At 66.0% G+C, this 24,684-nt stretch carries 11 protein-coding genes; 1 reads left to right on the top strand and 10 read right to left on the bottom strand.

Annotated features, from left to right (window positions below; all coding sequences use genetic code 11):
• Window positions 1-7 precede the first annotated feature (7 nt).
• From Ga0102493_RS04105 to Ga0102493_RS04090, 4 genes are read right to left on the bottom strand one after another with little or no spacing between them, the layout of a single operon-like run.
• Complete coding sequence (locus Ga0102493_RS04105) at window positions 8-4,162, bottom strand: LVIVD repeat-containing protein (protein ID WP_051698067.1); 4,155 nt, start codon at window positions 4,160-4,162, stop codon at window positions 8-10.
• Complete coding sequence (locus tag Ga0102493_RS04100; protein ID WP_034904487.1) at window positions 4,162-6,006, bottom strand: hypothetical protein; 1,845 nt, start codon at window positions 6,004-6,006, stop codon at window positions 4,162-4,164. Before Ga0102493_RS04100 ends, Ga0102493_RS04105 begins: the two co-directional genes overlap by 1 nt.
• Before the next feature lie 3 nt (window positions 6,007-6,009).
• Window positions 6,010-7,968 carry a heme-binding protein gene (locus tag Ga0102493_RS04095; RefSeq protein WP_034904489.1) on the bottom strand — a complete coding sequence of 653 codons (1,959 nt, stop codon included), beginning with the start codon at window positions 7,966-7,968 and terminating at the stop codon, window positions 6,010-6,012.
• Complete coding sequence (locus tag Ga0102493_RS04090) at window positions 7,968-9,377, bottom strand: multiheme c-type cytochrome (protein ID WP_081845670.1); 1,410 nt, start codon at window positions 9,375-9,377, stop codon at window positions 7,968-7,970. The genes Ga0102493_RS04095 and Ga0102493_RS04090 overlap by 1 nt, the downstream gene beginning before the upstream one ends.
• 284 nt (window positions 9,378-9,661) lie before the next feature.
• Here Ga0102493_RS04090 and Ga0102493_RS04085 point away from each other — a divergent pair, with 284 nt between their 5' ends.
• Window positions 9,662-11,047 carry a M24 family metallopeptidase gene (locus Ga0102493_RS04085; RefSeq protein WP_051698069.1) on the top strand — a complete coding sequence of 462 codons (1,386 nt, stop codon included), beginning with the start codon at window positions 9,662-9,664 and terminating at the stop codon, window positions 11,045-11,047.
• A 64-nt stretch (window positions 11,048-11,111) separates the two neighbouring features.
• Here the strand turns inward: Ga0102493_RS04085 and Ga0102493_RS04080 are convergent, their stop codons facing one another.
• The 6 genes from Ga0102493_RS04080 to Ga0102493_RS04055 all read right to left on the bottom strand — a co-directional run bounded on the left by Ga0102493_RS04080 (window position 11,112) and on the right by Ga0102493_RS04055 (window position 24,660).
• The gene (locus Ga0102493_RS04080) at window positions 11,112-11,921 is read right to left on the bottom strand and encodes a hypothetical protein (protein WP_034904491.1); all 810 of its coding nucleotides are present in this window, start codon (window positions 11,919-11,921) and stop codon (window positions 11,112-11,114) included.
• A complete protein-coding gene (locus Ga0102493_RS04075) occupies window positions 11,908-14,013 on the bottom strand; it encodes an adenylate/guanylate cyclase domain-containing protein (RefSeq protein ID WP_034904494.1) in 2,106 nt (701 codons plus the stop codon). Before Ga0102493_RS04075 ends, Ga0102493_RS04080 begins: the two co-directional genes overlap by 14 nt.
• A 36-nt stretch (window positions 14,014-14,049) precedes the next feature.
• A complete protein-coding gene (locus Ga0102493_RS04070) occupies window positions 14,050-17,106 on the bottom strand; it encodes a CHAT domain-containing protein (RefSeq protein ID WP_051698073.1) in 3,057 nt (1,018 codons plus the stop codon).
• Window positions 17,096-20,488, bottom strand: a complete 3,393-nt coding sequence (locus Ga0102493_RS04065; protein ID WP_150132416.1) for a beta strand repeat-containing protein — start codon at window positions 20,486-20,488, stop codon at window positions 17,096-17,098. Before Ga0102493_RS04065 ends, Ga0102493_RS04070 begins: the two co-directional genes overlap by 11 nt.
• Window positions 20,489-20,498: 10 nt before the next feature.
• Window positions 20,499-22,244, bottom strand: a complete 1,746-nt coding sequence (locus tag Ga0102493_RS04060; protein WP_069297588.1) for a ShlB/FhaC/HecB family hemolysin secretion/activation protein — start codon at window positions 22,242-22,244, stop codon at window positions 20,499-20,501.
• Window positions 22,245-22,629: 385 nt separating this feature from the next.
• The gene (locus Ga0102493_RS04055) at window positions 22,630-24,660 is read right to left on the bottom strand and encodes a CocE/NonD family hydrolase (protein WP_034904498.1); all 2,031 of its coding nucleotides are present in this window, start codon (window positions 24,658-24,660) and stop codon (window positions 22,630-22,632) included.
• Window positions 24,661-24,684: the final 24 nt, after the last annotated feature.

The raw sequence follows: 24,684 nt of genomic DNA, 5'->3' as shown, positions 1-24,684 counted from the left end.
CCTTGCCCTATTTCCCGCCGATCATGGCCCACGCAGGTGCCTGCGCGCGCCGGGGCGCGGCGACTTCTCGGCCGACCCAGCGGTTCATGTCGACCGCGTCCGATACCTTCCACGGCACGCCCGAGCTTGTCATGAACAGCCGCTCCATCTCGTCCCTTGTAAACGGCCGCGAGCCGAGGCGGCCGAACACCGCGATCTGCCCGCCCGTCTCGTCGACGGCGCGGTCGCGGTCGAGCCCTTTGGACAGCGCGATGGCGGGTGAGGAGGTCTTAGCCCAGGCGATCATTTCCGGCACGGGCGCCGGGCTGAAGCCGTAGAAATTGCGCTGGCTGTCGGGGCTTGTGAGCTGGAGCACCTTCACCCCGTTCCGCCCGTCCGCGACATAGGCGAAGAGCGAGGCGTTGGTGGAAGCGACGATCACGTCCTCGGCATCGTTCAAAGTCCCGCCGAGCGTCAACTTGCGGAAGACCTTCGGCGCGCGCGGTTTCTCGACGTCGAGAATGACGAGGCCGTCGCCTTTCGCCGCGACATAGGCATAGGTGCGCGCGACATAGATCCGCCGCGCATCGGCCAGCGGCACCGTGGCTTCGGGAACGGCCACCGGATTGCGCAGGCTCGTCACGTCGAACAGCTTGACGCCTTCGGCATCCGATACCCAGAGATAACGGAACTGGATCGCGCTCGCCCGCGCGTCGGTAAGCTCGCGCAAGGCGGCGACTTTCGGGCGAGACGGATCGGCGAGATCGACGACGACGAGGCCGCGCTCGGCCGTGACATAGGCGACTTCGCCCGCAAGGTGGATGTGCCGCGCGCCGTTCAGCACCCCGCCCGGGTTCCACGCATCCGACCCGTCGGCGAAGGTCATCCGCTCGAACTTGTTGTTGCGGAATTCCCCGTCGGCAAGCGTGTTGACGTTCACCAGCACCAGCCCCTCCACCGCATCGGTGACGACTGCATAGTCGTAGACCGGCAGGAACGGCTGTTCCTCGTTCATCTCGCGCATTTCCGGCGTGTTGCGATCCGGCGCGATCGGCTGGTTGGTGGCGAGCGCCATGCAGGTCGCATTCTCGGTGTCGACATGGGTGTCATGGCCCAGTGCCGAGAACGGCGCGGTCAGGATCCGTTCGGACACGCCCTTGTTCGCGATCGAGGCGACGTCATAGGCGCGGAAGCCGCCCTTTCCTTCGGCGACGAACATGTATTCGCCGCGCAATTGCAGGCATCCCACGCGGTCGCTCGTGCCTTCATGCGCGTTGACGAATTCCTCGAACGGCTTGGTCTCGCCCGACAGGTCTTCATCGAAGGTACGCCCACGCACCCAGTCCTTCAGCTCGCGGTCATTGTCCTCGACGTGGAGCTTCCAGTAATCGGGATAGGCGTATTTGTGCAGATAGGAGCCGAGCACGGCCTGCGGCTCGTCATATTCGGTGACGCGGATCGCGGTGAAGCCTCCTTCGAGGCCGGTCCAGGCGTGCATCCCGACGAAGTTCACGTAATTCGTGCCGAGCAGCAGCAGCTGCGCCATGATCGCGTTGTTGTCGTCCTTTTCAGACAGGTGGCAGTCCGAACAGGTCTTGGTCTCGGTCGTGCGCACGGTGTGCGGGAAATGCGGCGCGAAGGCTTGTGAAGAGAAGCCGATCGCGCTGATCGGCGGCTGCTGGACGTAGATCCGCTCGCGGTTGATGTTGGTCGAGGACAGGACCAGCGCGCTGGACGAGCGCACGGGCGCGATCTGGCTGCCCTTGGTGGTCTGGTGCTTGCCCAGCTGGAACATCTGGTCGCGCGCGACCTGCGGGTTGTAGGTCGCGAAATTGCGCGTTTCGCCGCCTTCATAGCGGTGCGACTTGGTCTTCCAGTTGGCCTCGATCGGCAGGTGGCACCCGCCGCAGCTCGTCGTCCATGACAGGTGGCAGGTGAAGCACGCCATCTCCCCGTCGCGGTGGGCGCGGTCCTCGGCGGCGATGCCGGTGCCGAATTCGTAATTGCCGGTCTCCGCGCCGTATTTGCTCATCAGCTTGGCGCGCGCGGCCTTGGCGTTGAATTCGGGCGTCGCGGGATCGACGCTGTTCTTGACGAGGCTGACGTCCCATTCGAGCTTGGGATCGACGATCGAGCGCTGGATCAGGCGGCGCGTACCGCCATCGCCCTCCACCCATTCGAACCGGCGCTTGCCGTCGGGATTGCGCAGGAGCGAGAGGTCGTGGCCCTTGGGCGGAGCCGCAGGCCCGCTGGTGCGCAGCGTCGGATAGGCATCGGCGGTGCCGTGGCAATCCTTGCACCCGATCTCGATCGCGTTCGCGACTTCTCCGTAGATCAGGCCGTTGCCGTGGCTGTCCTGTTCGAAATGGCAGTCGGCGCATTGCATGCCCTTTTCGGCATGGATGCTCATGAGGTGGACCGCCTTGCCCGGATTGGTGCCCGGTTCGACGAACTTGCCCTCGCCTTCGCGGCGCCATTTCTCGGGATCGTCATTGTCGACGACGTTCCCGTCCGCATCGAGCAGGTTGCCATCGCGGTCGCGCTTGAAGATCGCGCGGAAATTCCAGCCGTGGCCGTGATAGTCGGCGAACTGCGTGTCGCTGAGCTCGGGGTTGAGATCGTAGACATTGCGCAGGAAATCGAGATCGGCCCACTTGCCCCGCGGCGCAGCGCCTTCGGGATTGCGGTCGAGCACTTCGCGCATTTCCTTGGCAGTGGGGTATTTCTGTTTCGCCGGCCACATATGCGGCGCGTCGCTCTCGTAATCCCACATCGTGTAACCGAGATAGGAATTCAGGAAGATGTTGGGCTGGTGCATGTGGCAGTTCATGCACTGCGCGGTCGGAATCGAACGGGTGAAGACGTGCTGGAGAGGGTGGCCCTTTTCCTTCGGCCTGCCGTCCGGGGTGAGGAGGCCGTCCTCCTCGTTCTTCATGCCTGCCGCTGCGCCGAGCGCGGGCTCCTCGTCGTAGGTCACGCCCGGCTGCTTCAGCCCGCCATGGCCGCTCGCCTTCGCGTCCTTGTCGTTATGACCTTCCTCGGCTTTGCCCGCGATGGTCGGATCGACGGTGATCGACTGCCCGTCGCGGCCATATTTGGCGTAGATCAGCGAATGGCGCGGCTCGCGGTCGTTCGCATAGACGACATGGCAGCTCGCACAGCCCGAATGGCGATAATCGCCCGGCTGGTCGTTCGTCCCCATGAACCAGGTGAAGGGATCGTTGAGGCGCGTCTTGTGGATGTTGAGCACCGGGATCGCCACCCGCAGACCGGTGCCCGGGCCGCGGTTCGACTGCTTGAGATCGGGCCGGCCCGGTTCCTCCAGCCGCTGGATCTGTCCGGTCGGGTTCGGAATGGCGATTTCGGGAAATTGCGAGTTGATGGTGCGCCCGCCGCGCTCGAACACGCGGAAGATGTCGCCCGGCGGGATCACGTGCCATGTCGGCAGCGGATACATCTCTGCGAGCACGCCGCGCTTCTTCTGCGCTTCGGTCAACTCGCCGCTCGGCCCGGTCGGGGTCACGATCTTCGCCGCTTCGCCATTCCTCGTATAGGCTTCGCCCAGGAGGTAGTTCTTGAACGGCAGGATCCCGTTATTGTAGCTCGCCCCGCCCCACAGCATCGCGCCCGTCGCCATGATCGATCGTTCGGACGCCTCGATCGCCTGCATGTGGCACGCCCCGCAGGCCTCGCGCGCGACGCGGTAATCGGACGGGTTGATGAACTTGACGTATTCGGGCGATTCCTTGTTAAGCAGGGCATAGGACCGCTTGGGATTGGCGGAGGACGGCCAGTGCCAGCTATCGGGATATTTGGGCAGGACATGCGCCCGGTCGCGCGCGGCGACATAGTCGGGATGGTCGTGCGGAAGCTCGCTATTGCCGCGCACGCTCGCATCGCCGCCATGGCAATCGGTGCAGCCGAGGCGCACGGCGGGCGTTGCGTGCATGGTCGGCGCGTCCGCCTTAACGTGGCAGGTGTTGCAGCCTTCCGACTTCGCCATCATCTCGACGACCGATTGCCGGGCCGGCGCGGGCGGCGCGATGACTCGGGAATAGTCCCGCTTGACCGGCTTTTCCTTGTCCGCCGCCATCACCTCGCCCCCAAGCATCGCGAGGCCGAGCGTCAGCGCCGCGACCAGCAGCGCGATGTGGCGGAGGCAAAGGGAGCGGAAAGGAGCCATCAGTAGGTCAGCACCACGTTTGCGAGGACGGAATAGAATTCGTTCTGCCCTCCGAGATTATCGAACAGGTCGCGAAAGCCGTCGCCCGCCAGCAGCGTCGCCGCCGACAGGCGCACGACGATGTTCTGCGTCGCCTTGGGCCGCCAGATCGCCGCCGCCGACAGGTCGAAGCCGATTTCGCGCGGGATCGACCCTTCGTTGCGCAGCGTCTCGACCACCGCCGTGTCCTCGAACCAGAGGTGGTTGGCATTGGCCGACAGGCGGAATTCGGGCGTGAGGTCGAAGTCCGCGCCCACCCCGGCGAGGATGAGGCCCGGATTGTTGAAATTGGACTGCCCCTGCTCCTTGCTGGAGCGCAGGTTGTTCAAAAGCCCATTGCGCCCGTTCACCGACACCGCGCGCCCGCCGCCGGCAAAGGGGATGGTCTGCCTGATCCAGTAGGACGTGTCCGCGCCGGCAAAGACCGGGTTCTCGAAGATTGCATCGAACCCCGTCTCGTCATCGTCGAACGGGTCGCTGTCGCCGCTCTGATAGGCGCCCGACAGGCGGAAGCGCATCCAGTCCTTGTCGTAGCTGAGTTCGGCGGCATAGAACTGCGCGTTGATGTCGGACGGGCGGCCTGTGAAGAAATTGTCCCGGTTCTCGCCCAGCGCCCAATATGCGCTTGCGGTGATGTTGACCCGCCCGATCCGCCCGTCGGCATTGTAGCCGAGATAGACGACGTCGTAATCCCGCCCGCGCAGATTGCCGAGCAATGCCGGGCGCACCGGGAAACCGTTGTCGTCGATCTCGATATCGTCGGCTTCGCGATTGCGGTTGTAGACGACGGTGAACTGGCTCGTGAGCGCCGGGATCAGGAAATCCTGCCGGTAGAGATTGGCAACGAAAACGAGGTCGTCGCGGGGGGATTGCACGATCGAGTTGAGGCCCGAATTGGTGTCCTTCTCCAGCCGCCAGAACGCGCCGAGATTGAACTGCACCCGGTTGTTGTCGCGCGACCCGAACAGCCGCACGCCCAATTGCTGGTCGTTGAACAGGAAGCCGCGGAAATCGGACTGGAACGGCTGGATGCCTGCCCGGATCGAGATGAAGTCGAAGCGCGAGGTGTCGAACTGAGTGAAGTGGTAATCGACGAAGGCTTCCTGCACGCCCAGGAAATGGTCGAGCCGGTCGCTTTCCAGTGATGGCTCGACGAACAGCACGCGCCGTTCGGGCACGTCGACATAGTTGACGTTGTAGGCGAGCGTGACGCGGTATTCGACGCTGGGAGGCTTGTACGCGGTCGAGCCCTTGAGAAGCGCGAAACCCGCGATGAAGGTCTGCGACAGAACGGTCGAGAAATCGTCGCCGAACACGTCGAGCCGGTCCGGGTCCTCGGTCGTCTGGATGCCCACCGGAATGGGAAAGGTGCGCGGTTCGTAGACCGTGTCGGAAATGAGGTTCGCGACGAAGAACCAGTCGTCCCCCGTGATCGGCAGCCACGGCACCTTGTCCGGGTTGATCGGGCGGTCGCCCTTGTAGGTGTTCTGGTTGTAGGGATCGATGAGGCTTTCGCGCACGAGGCCAAGGCTCTCGATCAGCCGCCAGCGGTCGGGGATGGGCAGCTGGTCCTTGGGGAAAGCCTGCGGCGGCGGGGCGCGCACCGCGCCTGGATTGTCTTGTTCGATTTCCTCCGGCAGCTCGTCGTTGAAGCCCGGCCGTTCGCGCCCCTCGATGATCTCCGGATCGACCGGCGGGGCGTCCTTTTCCCATTCGGGCTGCTGCTGGTCGGCAGGCTTGTCCGGCTCTTCCGGCGGAGGGGCGCTCTGGGCGAACAGGGCCGCGGGCAGGAGAAGCAGCGACATGGCCTAGAGCCCCTCGCAGACATTCTGCTCGGCCGTATCGAGGAACGGCGCAAACGGGCAGTTCACATAGCGCAGCCGCACCTGCCGGCCGCCCACCTGCGCCACGATGCGGTCGGCTCGGATTTCCTTCGGCGCATTGCCCATGCTGCCGACCCTCTGCCCGGCATTGTGGAGGCCCAAAAAGCTGATCATGTCGTCCTGGTCGATCCCGTCGCCCGACACGCCGATTCCACCGATAAGCACGTTGCCGCGATAGACGGGGACCGAACCGGGAAAGATCTGGATGCCGTTGTCGAGCCGCGTTGCGCCGGGCGTCACCTCGGGCAGGGTCGTGCAATTGTTGGGCGTGTCGCTTGCGGCCGCTCCGGTGACGAAGCCGAGATGCTGCGCTAGATTGTCGACGATCAGCGCCGACTGAAGCCCCGTGGAGAACGGATTGAACTGTTCGATCGGGCGCGACAGCGGCCCGTGCGGCTGGCCCACCTCGCCATCGGGGAAATAGGGCCGCGACAGGTTCCCGCCGGACCGGTCGGCGAAAGCGAAGCTGCCCGTCAGCGCATTCGGATCGCCGAGGAAACTCCTCACCCGCTGGACGAAGTCGGGAACCTCGCCCTGCGCGGCGAGCAATTCGCTGGCGGCAAAGGGTGCGGAGAAGAAATTGGCGGTGCGAGCCTTCTGCAGGCTCACATCCGTGCCGAAGATCGGCGCATCGGGAGACCGCACGATGCCGAGCACGCGGCCGCGCGTATCGACGAGGCTGATCGTCACCTGCGCGCGGCTGTCCAGCGGTTGCCGGATCTGCGCGCGCGCGCGGCTCATGACCGTGAAGGCTTCCTCGAGGATCGCACGCGCCTCACCCTCGCTGATCGGCGCGGCGATTTCCGCCCCGTCCGTCCCGCCGCGCACGGGATAGCGGTTGTTGCCCGCCCCGTCGGTCAACACGAAGGCGTCGGGAATCGAGAATTCCGCCGCGGTCGAAGGCCTGATCCCGGAGCTTTCGGTGCCGTATGTCGAACCTGCCCGCAGCGCGCCGCCCGGGTAATAGCCCGTCACCGGAACGAGCGTTCCTGCCGTTCCCGCGAAACTGGCGCCCGCGACATTGGCGAGCATGGTGTAGCTCGTGTCCGAGAACCGCAGGCTCGTCCCGTCGGCGAAGATCCGGTCCGCGCGGATGCTGACGGGTGCCTCGAACCCGATCGTGCCTGCCAGTGCGATCGCCTCGTCCGTGTCCACGTCCATGTCGAGAACGTTGGGATCGGAGCCATAGACCCCGTCCGCCATGACGCCGACTCCGCCGACGACGACACCGTTCTTGTAGAGCGGGAAACCGCCCGGGTCCGCCGACAGGCCGAGCGGAGAGCGCTTCGGCCCGATCGGCCCGTCGCTCGCGCGGCGCACGAGGTCGGAACAGGGAAGCTGGCTGAACTGCACCCCGAACAGCGGCCCGCTTTCGAGGCCGACGGTCGTGGGTGCGGGCGGGAAATGCTCCTGCACGATCATGCTGGCGGTGCGGGATGAAAAGGCATTGCCGCCGCTCGAGAGATAGGCCCCGGTGATCGCCTTGGCGATGGCCGCGGCCTCGGCGGGCACGTCGAGCCCCTGCGCGTCGATGTTCTGCCCGTTGGGCGCATCGGGAATGCTGGCGAGCGCGGGTGCGCCGGGCATCCTGAATACCGCAAGGACATTGCCTACCCGGTCGGTCACCGCGATCACCGCGGACGCGCCCTGGGCATCGGCCTGAGCAGCGGCCTGCGCGACGACGCGTCCAACATCGGCGGCGGAAAGGCTTTCGGCCGCGGGGACCGAATACAGCGCGCCCGTCGGCGGTGGCGGCGGTGGCGGCGGGTTCGCAGGCGCGCCGCCCGTTCCGCCGCCCGTTGGCGCATTGCTGTCCCCGCCCCCGCAGGAGGCGAGCACCAGCGCGCTCGCCGCGAAGAGAGCTGTCCCCCCCCGAAATCGCATCAGCCGAGCCTGCCGATCGCGCCCGCTGCGGTGCGCAGCGCGCTGCGGAACTGTGCCGGGCGGTAGGAATTGGGCTCGGCCACGGCCCGGTAGGCGCGGTTGATGTCGGCGCGGATGCCGGCGGCGGCCGCCATGGTCACGCGCCCGTCCTTGACCAGCGCATTCAGAAGCGTGTCGATCGCCATCACCGCCTGCACCGACCCCGCATAATCGGTGAAGCGCGCCGACGTCGCCTCGTCCGCGATCACGCGGATCACCCGGAACGCATCCTCATTGCCATAGGCTCGCGAATTCAGCGCGCTCGAGAGCGCCCCCGCGCGGGCCGAAAGGAGCTTCGCCGCCTCGCGCGCGGCCTCGGGCCCTTCGCCCATCGCCTTGTGAAAGCCGCGGCTTGCAGTGCGGAATTCCTCCGCCTGCGCAGGCACCAGCGCGCCCGCGACCGCGGACAGCATGATGATGTTCTCGTCATTGAAGGGCGGGTTGCCAAAGGGGATCGGCCGGCCCGGATTGGTTTCGAAAGTGAGCTTCCTCTGGGCCGCATCGGTGATCGTGCGGTGGCAGGAATGGCAGTCGTAGAAATAGAATTGCGGAAACGCGCCCTCCATCGCGAAGCGCGGCTGCGCGAACAGGCCGGTCGCCCGCCGCACCGCCTCGGCCTGGCCGACCGCCCAGAACCGCACCGCATCGGGCCGGTCCTTGCGATCGATGTAGTCGCCGTCGACGTCGTGATGCTGCTGGAGCGCGCTGAACAGGTCGAGTTCGAACGAAACGCGCGGATGGCCCGCCGCCATCATCGAATGCGTGACGAACTGCCCCCGGTTCGCAGAGCCGTAATGGCAGTCGAGACAGACATTGGCGCGCGACTGCGGGTTTTCCAGCGGGACGAGGCCGGCCGCCACGTTCGAGGCATGGGTCGCGGGCCGGGCGTAATGTTCGGCGAGCCACTTGCCCGAAGGACCGTGGCACGATTCGCAGCCCACACCTTCGGACAGGATGAAACGGTCACCCCGCTGCGAGGCTGGAGCGAAGGTCGCGTGGCAGCCGAGACAGGCCGGTGCCTCGGTCGCGCGGCCAAGGCCGAGGCTGTCGGCGATCTGCTGCCCGCGCAGCGTCGCGAGGGCGGCATAGGCGCGGGAATGCGCGCCGCTCTGCGAAGCCGGGTTCTGCCAGGTCGCGATCTCGTCCTGCCGGACCACCGCACCGTTTCCTTCGGCGCGGCCGTGGCAGGTCGATCCGGCGCAGCTTGCAACGCCTTCATAGGTCGCGTTGCCGCTGGCGAAGGTGGCGGGATAGAGGATGGCAAGCGCGCACAGGGCGGCGACACGCATCAGCCCGGCACCATGATGGCCGGCCCCCTGCCGCAGCGCCGCGCGAATCCGGGCGAAATTCCTGCCCAGCAATGTCGTCATCCCATCCCCCCGCGAGATGTCCAAGGCCCGCCATTTCCGTTGCGGAACGGGCCGTCCATCCCAATGGCGACCCGGTCCCGGCGACGGGCGGCGAGCCTATCACCCGCAGCATCAAACGCAAGCTATCAGCGCTCTATCCCCGCGGCTTGTAAGGTCCCGCCAAGGCGCGGGAATTCCGGCTCCCCCGCAACGCGCAAAGCGAGCGTTTGACAGGCCGGGCAGGCGAACTCCATGGTCCCCGCCCACAAGAGGGGCAAGGGTCGAGCGATCGGAGGGGCAGCGCCATGGGTGCGACGATACGGGAATTGGGAAAGGCGGCGGCCTCGCTCGCCCTGGCGGCGGGCCTGCTGTTCGCGCCGGCATCGCTGGCGGCGCGCGATGGGGCGCAGGACACAGGGCCAGCCATAGCGCTTGACGCAGGCACCCTCACCACCCTGCCGATGCGCGAACGGGCTGCAATCATCGACGGCATCCTTGCCGAACGGCTCGAGACCGTCCTGCCACAGGTCATGCGCGAAGAAGGCGTGGACATGTGGGTGATGATGGCGCGCGAATATTTCGAGGAGCCGGTGGTCGCCTCGATGCTCGATGCAAGGAGCATGCACGCGCGAAGGCGCACCATCCTCGTCCTGTTCGATCCGGGCGAAGGAAAGCCGATCGAACGGCTTACGGTCAGCCGCTATGGGCTTGCCGGCCTGTTCGAACCCGCCTGGAACCCGGACGAACAGCCCGACCAGTGGCAGGCGGTCGCCGATATCATCGCCGCGCGCGACCCGGATCGAATCGCGATCAACACCTCCGATCTCACCGCCTTCGCGGACGGCATGACGCTGAGCCAGTATCGCGCCATGACCGCCCGCCTGCCCGAGACCTATCGCGAACGGATCGTGCCGGGCGAAACGCTCGCCCTGCGCTGGCTCGAGACGCGCATACCGGACGAGATGGAACTCTATCCCGCGATCGTCGCGCTCGCCCGCGCCTTCATCGCCGAGGCCCTGTCGCGTGCAGTCATCACCCCGGGCGCGACCACCGCAGCAGATGTCGAATGGTGGTATCGAGATCGGCTCGCCCGGCTCGGCATCGCGCCATGGTTTCACCCCTCGATCGGCATCCAGCGCGAAGGCGAGGAGGGCATGCTGCGCGGCGATGTCGTGATCGAGCCGGGCGATTTGTTGTGGACCGATTTCGGCATCACCTATCTCAGGCTCAACACCGACACCCAGCATCTCGCCTATGTGCTGAAACCCGGCGAGAGCGAGGCCCCCGAGGGACTGCAAAAGGGCCTTGCGAACACCAACCGCGTGCAGGACATCCTGATGGAGGAATTCGAAGCCGGGCTAAGCGGCAACCAGATCCTTGCCGCCGCCCGCGCCCGGGCGGTCGCGGAAGGCCTCGACCCGTCGATCTATTCGCACCCGATCGGTCTACATGGCCACGGCGCGGGGAGCGCGATCGGTTTCTGGGACAATCAGGACCCCGATCCGCGCGGGGAATATCGCCTGCGGGCGGACACGGCGTGGTCGATCGAACTCACCAGCTATGCAAGCGTGCCCGAATGGGGCGGCCAGCGGGTCGATTTCCGATCGGAAGAGGATGCCTTCTTCGACGGGGAACGCGTCCGCTTCCTCGACGGGCGGCAGACGCGGCTGACGCTGATACCCTCGGACTGAAGAAACGCGATGGGCGCCGCGGCCCGGCCGCGGCGCCCATCGACTGTTCCGCGCGTGCAGGAAACTATTCTGCGTCGGCCTCGAGCCGGTCGGCCATCATCGCGAGCTGTGAAGTGCACCCGTTCGCGATGAGCATTTCCGCAAGCTGTTCGGGCGTTTCGTAAGCATCCACGAGGGCGAACGTCATGCGCACCGGTTCCGCTTCGGGCGCGGGCTCGGCCGCGGGCATGTCGCTCGCGGTCTCCCTCTCGGCTTCCTCGTCGGCGACGCCGGAAAGCTCAATCAGCGGTCCGCGGATCGCATAGCTGCGGCCTTCCGCCAGCATTAGCCGTTCGGAATTGAGGACACGGGCAGCTTCCCTCGCTTCGAAATGGACCTCGACCGCGTCCGCCAGTTCAGGTTCGACCATGGTATAGGTCGCCGCCTCGCTCGCATCGGGGCGCCACAGGCGGACGGTCTCGAAATCGTAGAGGCAGGTGGTGCCGGGCTGGGTGAGGTCGACATACCACATGTTCGGCCGCTCCAGCTCGCCCGTCTCGCCCGTGCGCACGGCCCCGGTGCGGACCCGGCCCGCAGCGCCCTGACGGGTGAAATTGGCAAAGCGCAGACGCGGCTCCTTGGGCTTTTCGCCCACCGTATAGGTACCCGCGCCCCTGAGCACCTGGGTGCCCTTGCTGGTGAGCACGGTAACGCTGTCGCCCGCCTTAAGCGTGATGCTGGCTCCGTCTTCGACCTTGGTTCCGACCTTGTAGGTGCCGGCGGACGGCCCCGAGGACTTCACCACCACGCCCGCTGCCGCCGCGACCGGCATGGCAAGCGCCGCACCGATCAGCGCGGCCCTGGAAATGCGTCGTTTCATCTTATCCGAGAACATAGGCTCCCCCTTCATCGAGGTTCTTCATTCTGTGCTGGAGGTTTTGTAGCGCGGTGTCGTCCGAATGCCTAGCGAGGACGTCGGCCACCAGCGCGGCTGCCTGCGCCGCGTCCTCGGCCGCGATCCGCGACGCTTCCTCCAGCCGTGCGCGGTCCTCGGGCGGGAAATCGGGCGCGGGCTCGTAGATGTCGACCGGCTTCGCCCGGCCGCGCAGCTGCACCCGGCCCATCGCGCGCCACCAGTCGAGCCCGCTCTGTTCGGCAAATTCGCGGCTCGCCATGACGCTCGACTGGAGCGGCTTGTTCGCAGCCTCCAGACGCGCGGCGGTGTTCATGCTGTCTCCGAGCGCGGTGTACTGGATGCGCGTGTCGCCGCCGAAATTGCCGATGACGGCCTCGCCATAATGGAGCCCGACGCGAGTCTTTCCGATCGGCGGGAGCGAGGGGTCCATTTCCGCGACCTCGCGGCGGAATTCCTCGCCCGCCTGCCAGATCGCATAGCCGGCCCTTGCGGCCCGTTCGGCATCGTCGGCCCGCGCGATCGGCGCGCCCCAGAAGGCGACCACCGCGTCGCCGACGAACTTGTCGATCACCCCGCCATGATCGAGCACCACCTTGCTCAGCATCTCGAGATAGCGGTTGAGCAGCTTCGCGACCATTTCCGGCGGGATCGCGTGGCTCATCTTGGTGAAGCCCTCGAGATCGGAGAACAGCACGTAGATCGCGCGCTTCTCGCCGCCGAGCGAGAGCAGTTCGGGCCGGTCGATGATCGCCTGCGCGATGTCGCGCGGGATATACTTGCCAAGCGCCCCCTGCGCGAAGCTGCGCTGTTTCGCCCCTGCCGCGCGGGCCGTCGTGGTGACCGCGGTGAAGGCGAGCACCCAGCCAAGCAGCCAGCCGACCGCCGGCAGGCCGTAGGTGTCGACATCTCGCACTTCGAGCAAAGGCGGGATACCGATCAGGATGGCGAAGATGAGCGCCAGAAGCGGAGCCCGCTTGCGGGTCGGCCATTCGAGCAGCGCGACAAGCGCGGCGATCGCCACGACCAGCACCGCGATCGCCCATTTCGCCCAGTTCGGCACCGGGTTCATCGCCTTGCCGTCAAGCATCTGGGCGATGATCTCGGCATGGACCGCAAGACCCGGAGGCACGTTTCCGTCGATCGAACTGAACGTAGTCTCGACCCGGTCGTAGTCGACGATATCGCCCCCGATCAGGACATAACGACCGCCATATTGCTCTTTCAGGAAAGGCAGGATCGAGGGGTCGAGATCGACGAACAGGTCTATCGCAGCGGATTCGAACAGGTCTTCGGACACCTCCGCCTCGTCGAGGCCCGCCTGCTGCTCGAACTTGGAGCGGCGATATTCGATCGCCCCGCGATAGGTTTCGAACCGCCCCAGATCGACTCCGGCATCGCGCAGCATCGCGCGGCCCAGCAGCGGCGGCAGGTCGGGCTCGATGCTCGGCCAGACCCGCGTCGCGCCGAAGGAATTGTCGAGCCGGATGCTGGCTGGACGCGCATTGCTGCCTTCGAGGCGGCTCATGAATTCATCGAGGAAGACCTGTTGCTCGTAGACGATGTCGTCCTCGTTGGTGGCGACATTGGCATAGCCGACCGCGACCGGGGTCTTCATGTTCCTGAGCGTTTCGATCAGCTCGTCATCTTCGGCCTGGGGCTGGTCGAACAGGATATCGATCCCGATCGCCTTGGGCTCGAGTTCGTCGAGATTGCGCAGCGCCTCGGCCAGCATGCCGCGATCGAGCGGCGAGCGCTTCTGGGCGTTGATCAGCGTCTGGTCGTTGTAGACCACCATCAGGATGCGGTCGTCCTGTTCGACCAGGTCGGCAGCGTAGTAATTGCGCAAATCGTAGAAGGCGCGCTCGGCCGCATTGGTGAGCGGGGTCGCGACATCGGTAAAGGGCAGCGTCCAGCTGAACCGCGCGATCGTCAGCGCGAGCAGGAGCATGACGAAAGTGCCCGCCAGCTGGAGCGTTCCCGCCTCACGGATGGAGCGCCAGCCGCGCGTCAGCAGGTTGCCGCGCCTGGCGCTGGTCGTGCCGCTGCCCCTGCTATCGCCGCTATCGGCCATTGCCCATCCCTGCCCCCGACCGGCCGCGCCGTGCGGTCAGCGCCGCACCGGTATCGTGCCGTCGCCGACGACCGCGAAAGCCGCCCAGTAGAACGGGTGCGAGGTCTCTGCGCTATCCATCAGTTCGAGCTGCGAGGTCCGCAGCGCCCCGGCAGTGCTGGCCCCGTCGGTTTCGAACAGGCCCGAGATCAGCCGTTTGGTCGCATCGTAATCGTCAGGGACCGGCCAATGGCTTGCAAGGATGGTGCGTCCGCCCGCTCCGACGAAGGCTCGCACCAGTCCATCGAGCGCGAAATCGCCGCCCGAGGTAACGCCCGCCTCGCGGGTCGCCCCTACCGTCGCCCCGCCCGCGGTGTCGCAGGCCGACAGGATCACGAGGTCGGCATCGATCCTGAGGCCGAAGATCTCGGCGAAGCTGAGCAGGCCATCGGAATCCTCCTCGCCGCCGAAGCTCGTCAGCAGCGCCGGGCGCGGCGGGCATTCGGGCTGCGGGGCGGTGACGAGGCCGTGCGTCGCAAAATGGAGGATGCGATAATCGGCAAGGTCCTCGCGCGAGCGGATCTTGCTGTCGGTGAATTCGTCGCGCGTCACGACCGCAGCGCCCGCGCCGAACCTTTCGGCGGCGGTGTAAAGTTCGTCGGCAGCGATCGGATTGGCCCAGATATTGGGCGACCACACGCAGTCCTCGCCCCCGGCCAGCGCCGCGCGGGTGCGTGACGCACCGGCGCCCTCCCCGATCGGCGTGTTCTCGCCGAGCCCGAGATAGCTCTTGGCCCCGTCCGAAGGCGCCGCCGCACGCACGTCACGGAACGCGGTCGCGGCGACCGAAGTGCTGATCTGCGTTCCGCGCCCGAGCCATTTCGTGCCCGTGAAGTCGTAGTCGTCTCCGTTCTCGGCGAGCCGCTCCTTGTAGCGCTCCACGCTTTCATCGTCGGTCACCAGCAGGTTGATCGGCAGGCGCAGCATCGCCCCGTCGGGCTCGAACACGATATGGCGCTGCGCGGAAAGCCGGTCGGCGACGGGTTCGAACAGCGAGAGGTAGAGCTTGCGCGAACGTTCTATGTCGAACGGAAAGGTCAGCACCTGCCCGCCTTCGGCAATGGCGATGCTCTCGCGCAGCCGGTCGACTGCCTCCTCGAGCTCTTCGGGCGCAATCGCCGCCTCATAGGCGAGCGCATCGTCCTTGGTCGCGTAGATGACGAAGCTGCGCTCCTCGAGCGTGACGAGCTTCACATAGACTTCGCCCGCCTCGAGGATGCCCCGCAGCTGGTCGAGGTCGATCGCCGAGCCGGTGACCGCACGATAACGGGGATATTGGGCGAGGCTTTCGAGCACTTGGGCCTGTTCGGCCTGGAGCTGTTCGAGCTGGGCCTGCCGCTCGGCCAGCAACTGGGCGGTTTCGCGCGACATCTCGGCCACCGGCTCCATTTCGGCGATGCCGCTCCTGAGGCGTTCGATAGCCCGGCCGATATTGATCGTCTTGCGGAACAATTGCGCCGCCTCGTCGCTGCCGACCGAAAGCTCCCGCGCGAGGACCGCCTGCGTCTGGGCGAGGCCCGGACGCTGGAGCAGTTGGCTCGCTGCGAAGATGTCGGCCGCCGCCGATGCGTCGCTCGCAATGCCCTGCTCGCTGCCGAGAAGGAGGTTGAAATAGGGCGTCATCAGGCTGCGCAGCGCGGGCAGCGGGCGGCCTTCTGCGTCCTCGACGACCCCGCGATAGAGCGCAAGCGCATCGCCGCGCCGGCCCGAACGGGCATAGAACCCGGCAAGCTGGGCGCGCGCGCTCTGCAGCGCCGGGCTTTCGGGATAGCGGCCCTGCAGCAATTCGATACCTGCAAGGTGGAAGCCCTCGGCCTCTGCCGGGCGACTCTCGATCTCGGCCACTTCGGCGAGTTCGCCCAGCACCTGCGCGCGCAGCCAGATTATGGATTCGACCCGCCCGTCGCGCACCTCGGCCATCGCGGTGTCGGCGGCGCGCAGAAACTGGGTCGCCTCGCCTGTCCGGCCGACCAGCCGCAGCGCGGTCGCGCGCAGGTAATTGGCCTGCCCGTCGAGCAATTGCGCCCGTTCGAGCGGAGTGAGCGTCACCGAATAGGTCCCGCCCGCGCTCTGGCTTTCGGCCTCGAGCCGGTTCGCTATGGCCGGGCCGATCGTGAGCTTGCGCAGTGCATCGGGATCGCCGAATTCATTGGCCAGCGGCTCGTTCACCCGCGCGAGCGCAGTCTGGGCACGGCCCTGGTTGAGCGCATGAATCGTTTCGTAATTGCGCTGCAACCGGGAGAGTACCGGATCGTTGTTCGCCTCCGCCCGGGTAAGGCCGAAAAGCCGCTCGGCTTCGGCGTAATTGCCGAGATTGGATTGCAGCAGACCTTCGTTGAGCCGCGCATCGATGGCGCCCTTGCCGGACAGGACCTCCGCCGACGCGGCGAAGAATTCCGCGGCTTCGGCGAATTCGCCCTGGTTCGACCGGCGATAGGCCTCGAGCAGCGCCTGATCGGCCGAAATTGCCTCGGCCTGCTGGCGCGCGAAAGCGAGCGCATCGGTCGCCTGGGTGAGCGGAATGTCGACACTGCCCTGCGCCACGCGGTCGGTCGCGAGCGAGGAAAGCCCAAGCCGCAGCGCCGATGCATAGGCGTTGAAACCGCTTGCGGCATAGGTGCGATTGCCGATCTCGCCCACGATCAGCCGGCTGCGCAGCGGACTGTCAGCCGCATCGCAGACGAGTTCGATTGCACCCGCAAGACCCTCGAGCGGGGCCGCTTCCTCGGCCCGGCGACAAGTCGCGCCGGGCACTCCAAAACGGCTTTCGGGCTTGTCGGCATGGCTTCCCCGGACCACCCACATGGTACCGATCGGCGCAGCGGCGTCGCGGCATATGATCGAATAGCGCCGGTCGAACAGGCCTGCGCCCGCTTCGGGCTCGACGATCTGCGCCTCGCACAATCCGTTGTTGCCGACTTGAAAGGTGTCGCGCAGACTGATCGGCGTGTCCTTCGTGGTCTGGGCGGCATTGGGAGCGGTCCAGATCGCGGCCGCGCCAACTGCGCCCGCCACCATCAGGGAGGTGAGCCTTTTCATCCGCTTACTCGTCATGGCTACCTCCTTCCGGACCACCCGCCCCATAGGCCGAGCTGTCGCCGCCGCTCGCCACCGGATCGTTGAGCAGCGGGTCTTCCGACAGAAGCGGGGCCTCGATCAGGCCCGGAAAATCGACCCCGAACTCGTCGTTGCTCTCCCGTTCCGTCAGCGTCAGATCCTCGGGCGGGACCTCGGTCACCTCCTCAAAGGTCGTCGGGTTGTTGAGGACCGCGATCACTTCGGTGATGTCTTCCTCGAACCCGGGCGGTTGGACCGGAGGCTCGGGCGGCGGTGTGACCGCAGTCGGGCATTCGGCGGTGTTGATGACGCAGTCGTTTAACTCGCTCTCCCCGGTATAGGCCGTGTTGCCGACATTGATGTTGAAATTGACCTCGGAGAAGAAATCCGAACCGGTCACGAAACTGCCGTCCGCCTGCTGGCGGCGGCCATAGGCGAAGACGTCGAGGGTCGATTCCGAATTCTCGTTCGCGCGGATGAACAAGCCGCCATCGCCGACCGTGATGCCGCCCTGTTCGGTTTCGCTGCCGGTGTTGCGGACCAGTAGCGACTGGCCGGGCTGGAGATCGACCCGGCCCGCACGCAGATAACCAAGCGGATCGGCGCTTACGGCAATAGCGACGGCAAGTTCGTCATTGCGTCCGGCAAAGCTGCGATCGGCCTGAAGCGCGGTGATGAGGTCGGCATCGGCGACCCAGATGTTCGACGCATCGAGCAGCATCTGTCCGGTCGGCAAGCCGTCGAAATCGGAGATTGCGATGCCGCCCGGCGTCACGACTTCGATCCGGTTGTCCGCCAAGAGCGTGAAGGTGTCGGTCGGCGCCGCATTGCCCAGTTCGATCAGCCCATCGACCCGAATGATGCCGCCGAAATCTCCGGTCTGGATGAGGATATCCGACACCCCTCCATTGGGATCCGCCGAACCGAAGGCGGTCGCTTCGCGCAGGATGATGTCGGGATCGTCCGTCCCGGCGCCGGGGAGGACGGGCTGGGTGAAGGTGAAACTGCCCACTTCGAGCCGCGAGATCTCCTCCGCGATCAGGGTGTAGCCCTCGCCCGTTACCTCGCCCGAGGGCGTACCCTCGCCGCCGAGGATCGCGGGTGCGGTCTCATCGAGCGAGACGAGATCCATTGTCACTGCGCCGATCCGCGCCCCGTTCTCGATCGCGATATCACGCGACGTGAGCGTCATCGACAAGCCGCCGAAATCGATCGCGTCGTCATTGTCTCCGAGGAAAACGATCGTCCCCTGCGACGTGATGTCGACCGCGACCGTCGGATCGATGAGGTCCGGCCCCCCGATGAGATTGCCCTGCCCCGCCTCCACGATGAAACTGTCGAACACGTCGATCGAAAGTGCGTTGCTGACGAGGATATCGCCGCCCACCGCGCCGAGGCGCGATTCGGCGAAATCGCCGGTCGCTTCGCCCAGCGCCGTGCCGATCAGGTTGGCCGTGCTCACCTGGCCGCTCGTGGCCGAGACCTCGAACCGCCCGGCTATGTTGAGATCGCCGCCGGTGGCATCGGCGGCCATGGTGACCCGGTCAGTGACTGCCACCTGGCCGCCGCCCCCACTGGTGCCCACCATCAACAGCGCCTCGCCGGCGCTGGTCTCGCCGCCTGCGGTCGTGCTCGCTGTTGCATCGAAGGAGAAATCGGCCAGCGTGAGCGTAGAGCCCCCCTCTATGATCGCCTGGCTCAAGCCGGCAAAGGCATCGCCGCCATTGGTCCCTGTAATGGTTGCTGCGGCATTGGCCGAGGCGATGAGGTCGATCGAGTCCGCGGTCAGCGATCCACCCTCGCTCAAGAGGATCTGGGCCAAGCCGCCGGTGGAGATCGCGCCGGTCGAAATCAGGCTGACCCGCGTGGTTCCGCGCGCCCTGGCGCTGACCGTGGTATCGCCGAGAATGGAGATAATGCCGCCCGCGGCGCCGATCTGCGCGCTGCCCCCGGTCGCGCTGCCGGCCTCGAACGAGGATTCGTCGGCACCCCCCACGGCGTCCGCCGTGACTAGCGCATTGCCCGAAATGGTCATGTTGCCGCCATTCAAGACATCGATCAAGGCCGTGCCGCCCGCGGCATTGATGAGCGTCGGATCCTGCAGGCTCGATCCGACCACGCCGAATGCGCGCGAAGAAGCCAGCAAGTCGCCCGATATGTCGAACACCTGCCCATTGCTCGAGGTGACTTCGGCCCCCTCGCGCCCAACGACGAGGAGATTGCCCTCGACCGAGCTCGCCGAATTCAGTGCGCTTACCCGGACAAGATCGCTGCCGATCGCGAGCAGGCTGCTGGTCGCGGCGAAATCCTCGACGAGGATGTCGGCCCGTGCGATCGGCGATGCGAAAGGATCGGGCAGTTCGTCGAACACAGCGTTTATGCCGTCGGAAATCGACCCGTTCTGCACCGTCCGCCCGAACACGTCGTTATTGGCCGACAGGATGATCTCACCGTTGACCACGCCGGCAGTAGCCGCGGGAGCGAAACCGAGATTGCCGCTGAACAGCATGCTGATCGGATTGCCCGAAGCCTTTGCGACGGCATAGATCAGGTGGTTGTCGCCCACCCCCGTGCTCGAAGGGCCGCCGACGTTGCCGTTCAGCTCCATCACCTGCCCGCCAAGCGCGGCTCCGATGGGCACCTCGATATCGAACAGGCCGTTCGAGAAGGTGAGATTGACCACTTCGCCCGCAACATAGGCCTGGCTGCCGTTGACAGTGGATGTGCCGAGCATCTGCAGGTCGGCAGCGATCGCAGCGAAATAGGAATTTTCAGCACTGGCGGTGATCTGCGCGCCGGCATCGATCTGGATGCGCGCGGTCGGGCTAGCGCCCCCGTTCAGCTGAAGCGTCCCGCCGGCGGTCGTGAAAGCGTCGAAACTGGCGAGATCGGGCTCAAGAGTGGTCAAGATGAGATTGCCGACATCGAAGCTCGCATTGCCGCCTACAAGGATGCCTGTCGGCGAATAGAACGCGACGGTCCCTCCCGCGACCTCGGAGCCGGTCTGGAAATCGACGATGCGCGAGACGACAGTTCCGTCCAGCACCACGACACCGCCGAGGGCGGTCGGCAGGATGCGGTTGAGGACCGCGAAATCGGCACCCGGACTGTCGCTGCCATTGTTCTGAAACGTCACCACCGCGCCGGTGGGCAGGAAATCGACCCCGTCGATCGGCTGCCAGTCGATGACTGCCGTCGGGGTGTCGACCGTGATCGTTTCCGAATTCGTGCCCGTCACGGTCCGAAATGCGTTCCCCTGGGCGACGGATTCGTTGCCTTGAAATGCCTGCGCCTGTGCCTTTTCGGCCGATATCGCGAGCGACAGCGCCAGCGCCGCCCCACCGCATCCGAGCATCAGCCGCACGCGCTTATTCGTCATCGAAGCCATGTCAAAATCTCCACGGGAAAAGGCGGGCGGTCAGCGAGAACATGAAGCGCACGTCACCTCGCTCCGGAGCGAGGTCGGGACGCTCGAGCGGCACCGCGACGAGAAAATCCCCCTGTATCATCGAACCGAACGCAGCCCGGACCCCGCCGCCGGCCGACCAGAGCCGATCGGGATTGAGCGGGCGGCGGCTCGGGTCCTCATTCCAGACATAGGCAAAATCGGTGAAGACATAGGGCTGCCAGGCGAACGCCTGCGGGCCTTCGGGGGCAAGCGAGCCGTAGCGAAATTCCAGAGCGGCCCCGACGCCGCTGTCGCCGAGAATGGCGCCCGGATCGTAGCCGCGACCGAGCGAGAAACTGCCGCCGGCGAATTCCTCGAAGGCGGGAAGCGGGTCGTCGGTAGCCTGCGCGCGCGCTTCGAGGGAGAAGGTGAGAAGCGGGTTGGGCCGATATTCGGCGCCGGCCTGATAGCGGATCAGGAACGGGGTCGGATCGGCTTCGACCCGGCTCGGCGGGACATTCCCGCCGACAAGGCAGGCGAGCAGGTTGGGCCGGCAGTCCGGGCTTGAGGAAAAGACCTCAAGACCCTGTCTCAGTTCTGCCGCGTAATAGACGCGCAGGCGCGGCTCGAACGGGGTGTAGCCGCTGATCCGCCGGATGCTGTCGCCATCGATCCAGTCGCCCGAAACCCGCGCATAGATCATCCGCACCCGGTCCTCGGTCAGGCGAATGTCGTTCGCATCGACGTTCTGATTGACGAAATCGAACCCCGCCTCGAGATATGCGCTCGAACGGCGCGTGCGCATCACCGGATAGCTCGCGAAGACCGAGGCCAGCAGCGTCTGGGAATCGATGTCGAGCCCGGCAAGACCGAGTTCGGGACTGGTCTGGCTCAGCGTCAGCCCCGCGCCCAGCCGCAGCCCTTCGCTGCCAACCGCGAAATCATGGCCGAGCTGGAGCGTCTGCTGCTCCTCGAATTCGGCCGTGCTGAAAAAGGTGACTGTGGTGCGGTCGCCGAGACCGGTCAGGTCGTAGATTTCGCCGCGGATGAGCCCCCCGAAGCGCCCGATCGCATTCGAGCCGAAATTCTGGACATTGACGTCGATCACCGCGCGCTGGCGCACCACTGCGATCTCGCCGACGAGATCGCCCGGTTCACCGCCCGCCGCCGGGCGCAGGGAAAGACGCACGTCGATCCCAGGCAGGTCGTCGGCCAGCAGCAGGTACCGCTCGGCCTCGTTCGAATTGAATACCTCGCCGCCGGTGAGCTTTTCGAGATAGCCCGCGACCACCCGTTCCGAAGGTCCAGCATCGCCGCGCACCCGGACCGCGGTGAGCTTGCCGAAGATGACGCGGAAATCCGCCACTCCGTCCGAAAGATTCTGCTCGGGGATTTCGACCGAGGCGAGATAGCCCTGCGAGCGCAGGATCGAATTGGCCGCCGCGCGGATGTCGCACAGCACCGAAAGCGGCAATTCGCGCCCGACATACTGGTCGTAGGCATCCTCGAGCGATGCTCCGGGAACGCGTTCGAGCCCGCCGAATTCGGCGCCTTTGAGAGTCAGCGTGATATCGGCATATTCCGCCCGGTCGAGCGCGCAGGGCGCCCGTTCGAGATCGCCGTCGATCGTGAGAGTGGGCCCATCGCGCCGCTCACGCCGCTCGGGCGGGATGAGCTCGCTGCGGTTGGGCGGCGTTACCTGCGCACTGGCCGAGGTGCCGGGCAGCGGCAGGCCGGCTGAGAACATGAAGGCCAGCGCCGATGCGGATGCCGCGAGCGGCAGTTTCCGAGCGCCTTGCGCCAATTCGGATCGATCCAACAATTTCGCCCCCAAAAATTGCTGCACAGGGCAGCATGCCCGCTTTACCGGACCGCCTGCGACCCCACGCGAAGCAAAAGGAAGAGAGATCGCGGCCCCGACCGCGACGCAGGTCCTTTCTCGGGCGACCCGTTCACGGGCCGGAGTCCTACAGGGTGGCCGGTTGAATACAACCCGTTAGACCCGTTTTCGACCGATCGGTGGACAGATCGTCGTGTTTGAACAAACAATTGCGCCTCGCTCGCGCGGGGGCGGGGGCGTAAGGTGGGGCACGGCCGTTCCCGGATTCCGGCGAACGACTCGCTGCCCATTGTCAAGCGAGGTCGCGCGGGATCGTGCGGCTCCATGTGCGGCAGAACACCCGGTCCTCGTCCTCGAAGGCGTCAAGATCGCCTTCGAGATAGAAGTTTTCGGCGTCGGATCGCATCAGCGTTCGGGTTTCGGTGCGGATGTTCCACCCCTCTCGCGCGAGCGTGCGGGTCCAGCGGGTCTCGCCCTCGACCGAGCCGTGATCGTTGCCGAGCGAGCGATACCATTCGCGCGCATGCGTCCCCACCCTGAGCCCGGTATATTCGTGCGCGTAAAGGCCCTCGTCGTTGATCACCTCGAGCACCGATGAATCGCGCGCCAGATGGCGGTGGACGATCCAGTCGTGCTCCTCGGGTTCGAGCATCAGCTTGGGTTCCGGCTTGGCGATCTGCGGGTCGCCAAACTTGGGCCGCTCGTGGCCGACATGAGGCGCATGGCGCACCGGCAGGTCGAGCCGGCTTCCCGCGAGATGCACGGTCAGGCACACCGGTTCGGGCGAAGGCCAGGCGAGCGGCCAGTATGAGGTCGACAGCGACAGGCGCAGGCGGTGGCCTGCCGGGATCATCTGGCCGATGTGGTTCAATCGAAACGTGATGGTCTGCCGCTCACCCGGCACCATCGGCTCGGGGTGCTCTCGGCTCTTGCGATGCGAGAGATTGAGCAGGCCATAGGTAAAGCGCGTCGCCGATCCGTCGGGCCGGACATCGGAAAGCCGCGCGGCGACCATTGCGACAGGCCGGTCCACGCTCAGCTCGAGCGTGAGTTCGGCCGCGCCGAGCACCTGAATCGCCTCGGCAAGCGGTTCGGTTTCGAACACCAGCGCGCCGCCGTCCTCCTGGCGCTGGTCATGGGCTAGATCGGGGCCGGAGGCATAGGCGCACCATTTGCCCGCGAACAGCCCGGTCGACAGCGGCGACTGGATCGAAAGACTGGCCGGCGCGCATTCCCCGCTCCGGTCCTGGGGATCGAGCAAAAGCCCGCGCCCGAGCGCGAAGCTGCGCGGCTTCACCCCCGGTGAGGGCCATGTCTCCTCCGCGACCCAGTGGCCGTCGCGCTCGGCATAGCTCGACTTGGGCGGCTCGCTATCCTGCATCCATGTCAGCAGCATGGGCTCGTCCATCACGCCATTGGACTTGCCCTTCAGCCAATGGTCCCACCAGCGCACCAGCTCCTTCAGGAAATGGATCGCGGGGCCCGGCTTTCCGAGATGGGGATAGGTGTGCGCCCAAGGCCCGACCAGGCCGCGCCGCGGCCCGCCCAGATTGCGCAGCAGGCGGAAGACCGCATTGGTGTAGCCGTCCGCCCATCCGCTTACCGCCATGACGGGTATCCGAACCGCGGAGTAATCCTCGCACACCGAACCGTGCTTCCAGTAATCGTCGCGGCGCTGGTGGCGCAGCCATTTGTCGAGCCAGAAGCCCGAACCCTCGAGCCGTTCGAACCACATGTCGCGCCATTTCGGACCGACGAGATCGGGATCGGGCGGCATCGAATTGTAGGCGAACATCACCGAGGCCCAGGAAAGATTGTCGCCCAGCACGCAGCCGCCCATGTGATGGACGTCGTCGGCGAAGCGATCATCGCTCGCGCTGGCCGCCATGATCGCCTTCAATGGTTCCGGCTGAAGCGCGGCGATCTGGAGCGCGTTGAAGCCGCCCCAGCTGATGCCCATCATGCCCACACTGCCATCGCACCAGTCTTGCGCCGCCAGCCAGTGGATGATGGCGAGCCCGTCCTCGAGTTCGCGCGGCAGATATTCGTCGGTCAGCACGCCCTCGCTCTCGCCGCTGCCGCGAATGTCGACGCGGACGCAGGCATAGCCGTGGCCGGCGAGATAGCCGTGGGTCAGCTCGTCCCGCGCCGCGCTGCCGAAGCGCTTGCGATAGGGGATGTATTCGAGAACGGCCGGAACCGGCGCGTCGCGCGCGCAATCGGGCAACCAGATGCGCGCGGACAGTTCCACGCCGTCCTTCATCGGGATGACGACATGGTCGTGGATCGTCACCGCTTCCGGGAAATCGTCGACAAAGATCATGAAAGGTCCGCCTTTGGTCGTGGG

Source organism: Erythrobacter litoralis (assembly GCF_001719165.1).
Lineage (GTDB): Bacteria > Pseudomonadota > Alphaproteobacteria > Sphingomonadales > Sphingomonadaceae > Erythrobacter > Erythrobacter litoralis.
This window is presented reverse-complemented; position numbering and strand designations above follow the sequence as displayed.

What these genes read in the sequence shown, in the direction of transcription:
- Ga0102493_RS04105 (WP_051698067.1), bottom strand. Translation starts at nt 4,162, where the DNA reads ATGGCTCCTTTCCGCTCCCTTTGCCTCCGCCACATCGCGCTGCTGGTC.
- Ga0102493_RS04095 (WP_034904489.1), bottom strand. Translation starts at nt 7,968, where the DNA reads ATGCGATTTCGGGGGGGGACAGCTCTCTTCGCGGCGAGCGCGCTGGTG.
- Ga0102493_RS04090 (WP_081845670.1), bottom strand. Translation starts at nt 9,377, where the DNA reads ATGACGACATTGCTGGGCAGGAATTTCGCCCGGATTCGCGCGGCGCTG.
- Ga0102493_RS04075 (WP_034904494.1), bottom strand. Translation starts at nt 14,013, where the DNA reads ATGGCCGATAGCGGCGATAGCAGGGGCAGCGGCACGACCAGCGCCAGG.
- Ga0102493_RS04100 (WP_034904487.1), bottom strand. Translation starts at nt 6,006, where the DNA reads ATGTCGCTGCTTCTCCTGCCCGCGGCCCTGTTCGCCCAGAGCGCCCCT.
- Ga0102493_RS04080 (WP_034904491.1), bottom strand. Translation starts at nt 11,921, where the DNA reads ATGTTCTCGGATAAGATGAAACGACGCATTTCCAGGGCCGCGCTGATC.
- Ga0102493_RS04055 (WP_034904498.1), bottom strand. Translation starts at nt 24,660, where the DNA reads ATGATCTTTGTCGACGATTTCCCGGAAGCGGTGACGATCCACGACCAT.
- Ga0102493_RS04085 (WP_051698069.1), top strand. Translation starts at nt 9,662, where the DNA reads ATGGGTGCGACGATACGGGAATTGGGAAAGGCGGCGGCCTCGCTCGCC.
- Ga0102493_RS04060 (WP_069297588.1), bottom strand. Translation starts at nt 22,244, where the DNA reads ATGTTCTCAGCCGGCCTGCCGCTGCCCGGCACCTCGGCCAGTGCGCAG.
- Ga0102493_RS04065 (WP_150132416.1), bottom strand. Translation starts at nt 20,488, where the DNA reads ATGACGAATAAGCGCGTGCGGCTGATGCTCGGATGCGGTGGGGCGGCG.
- Ga0102493_RS04070 (WP_051698073.1), bottom strand. Translation starts at nt 17,106, where the DNA reads ATGACGAGTAAGCGGATGAAAAGGCTCACCTCCCTGATGGTGGCGGGC.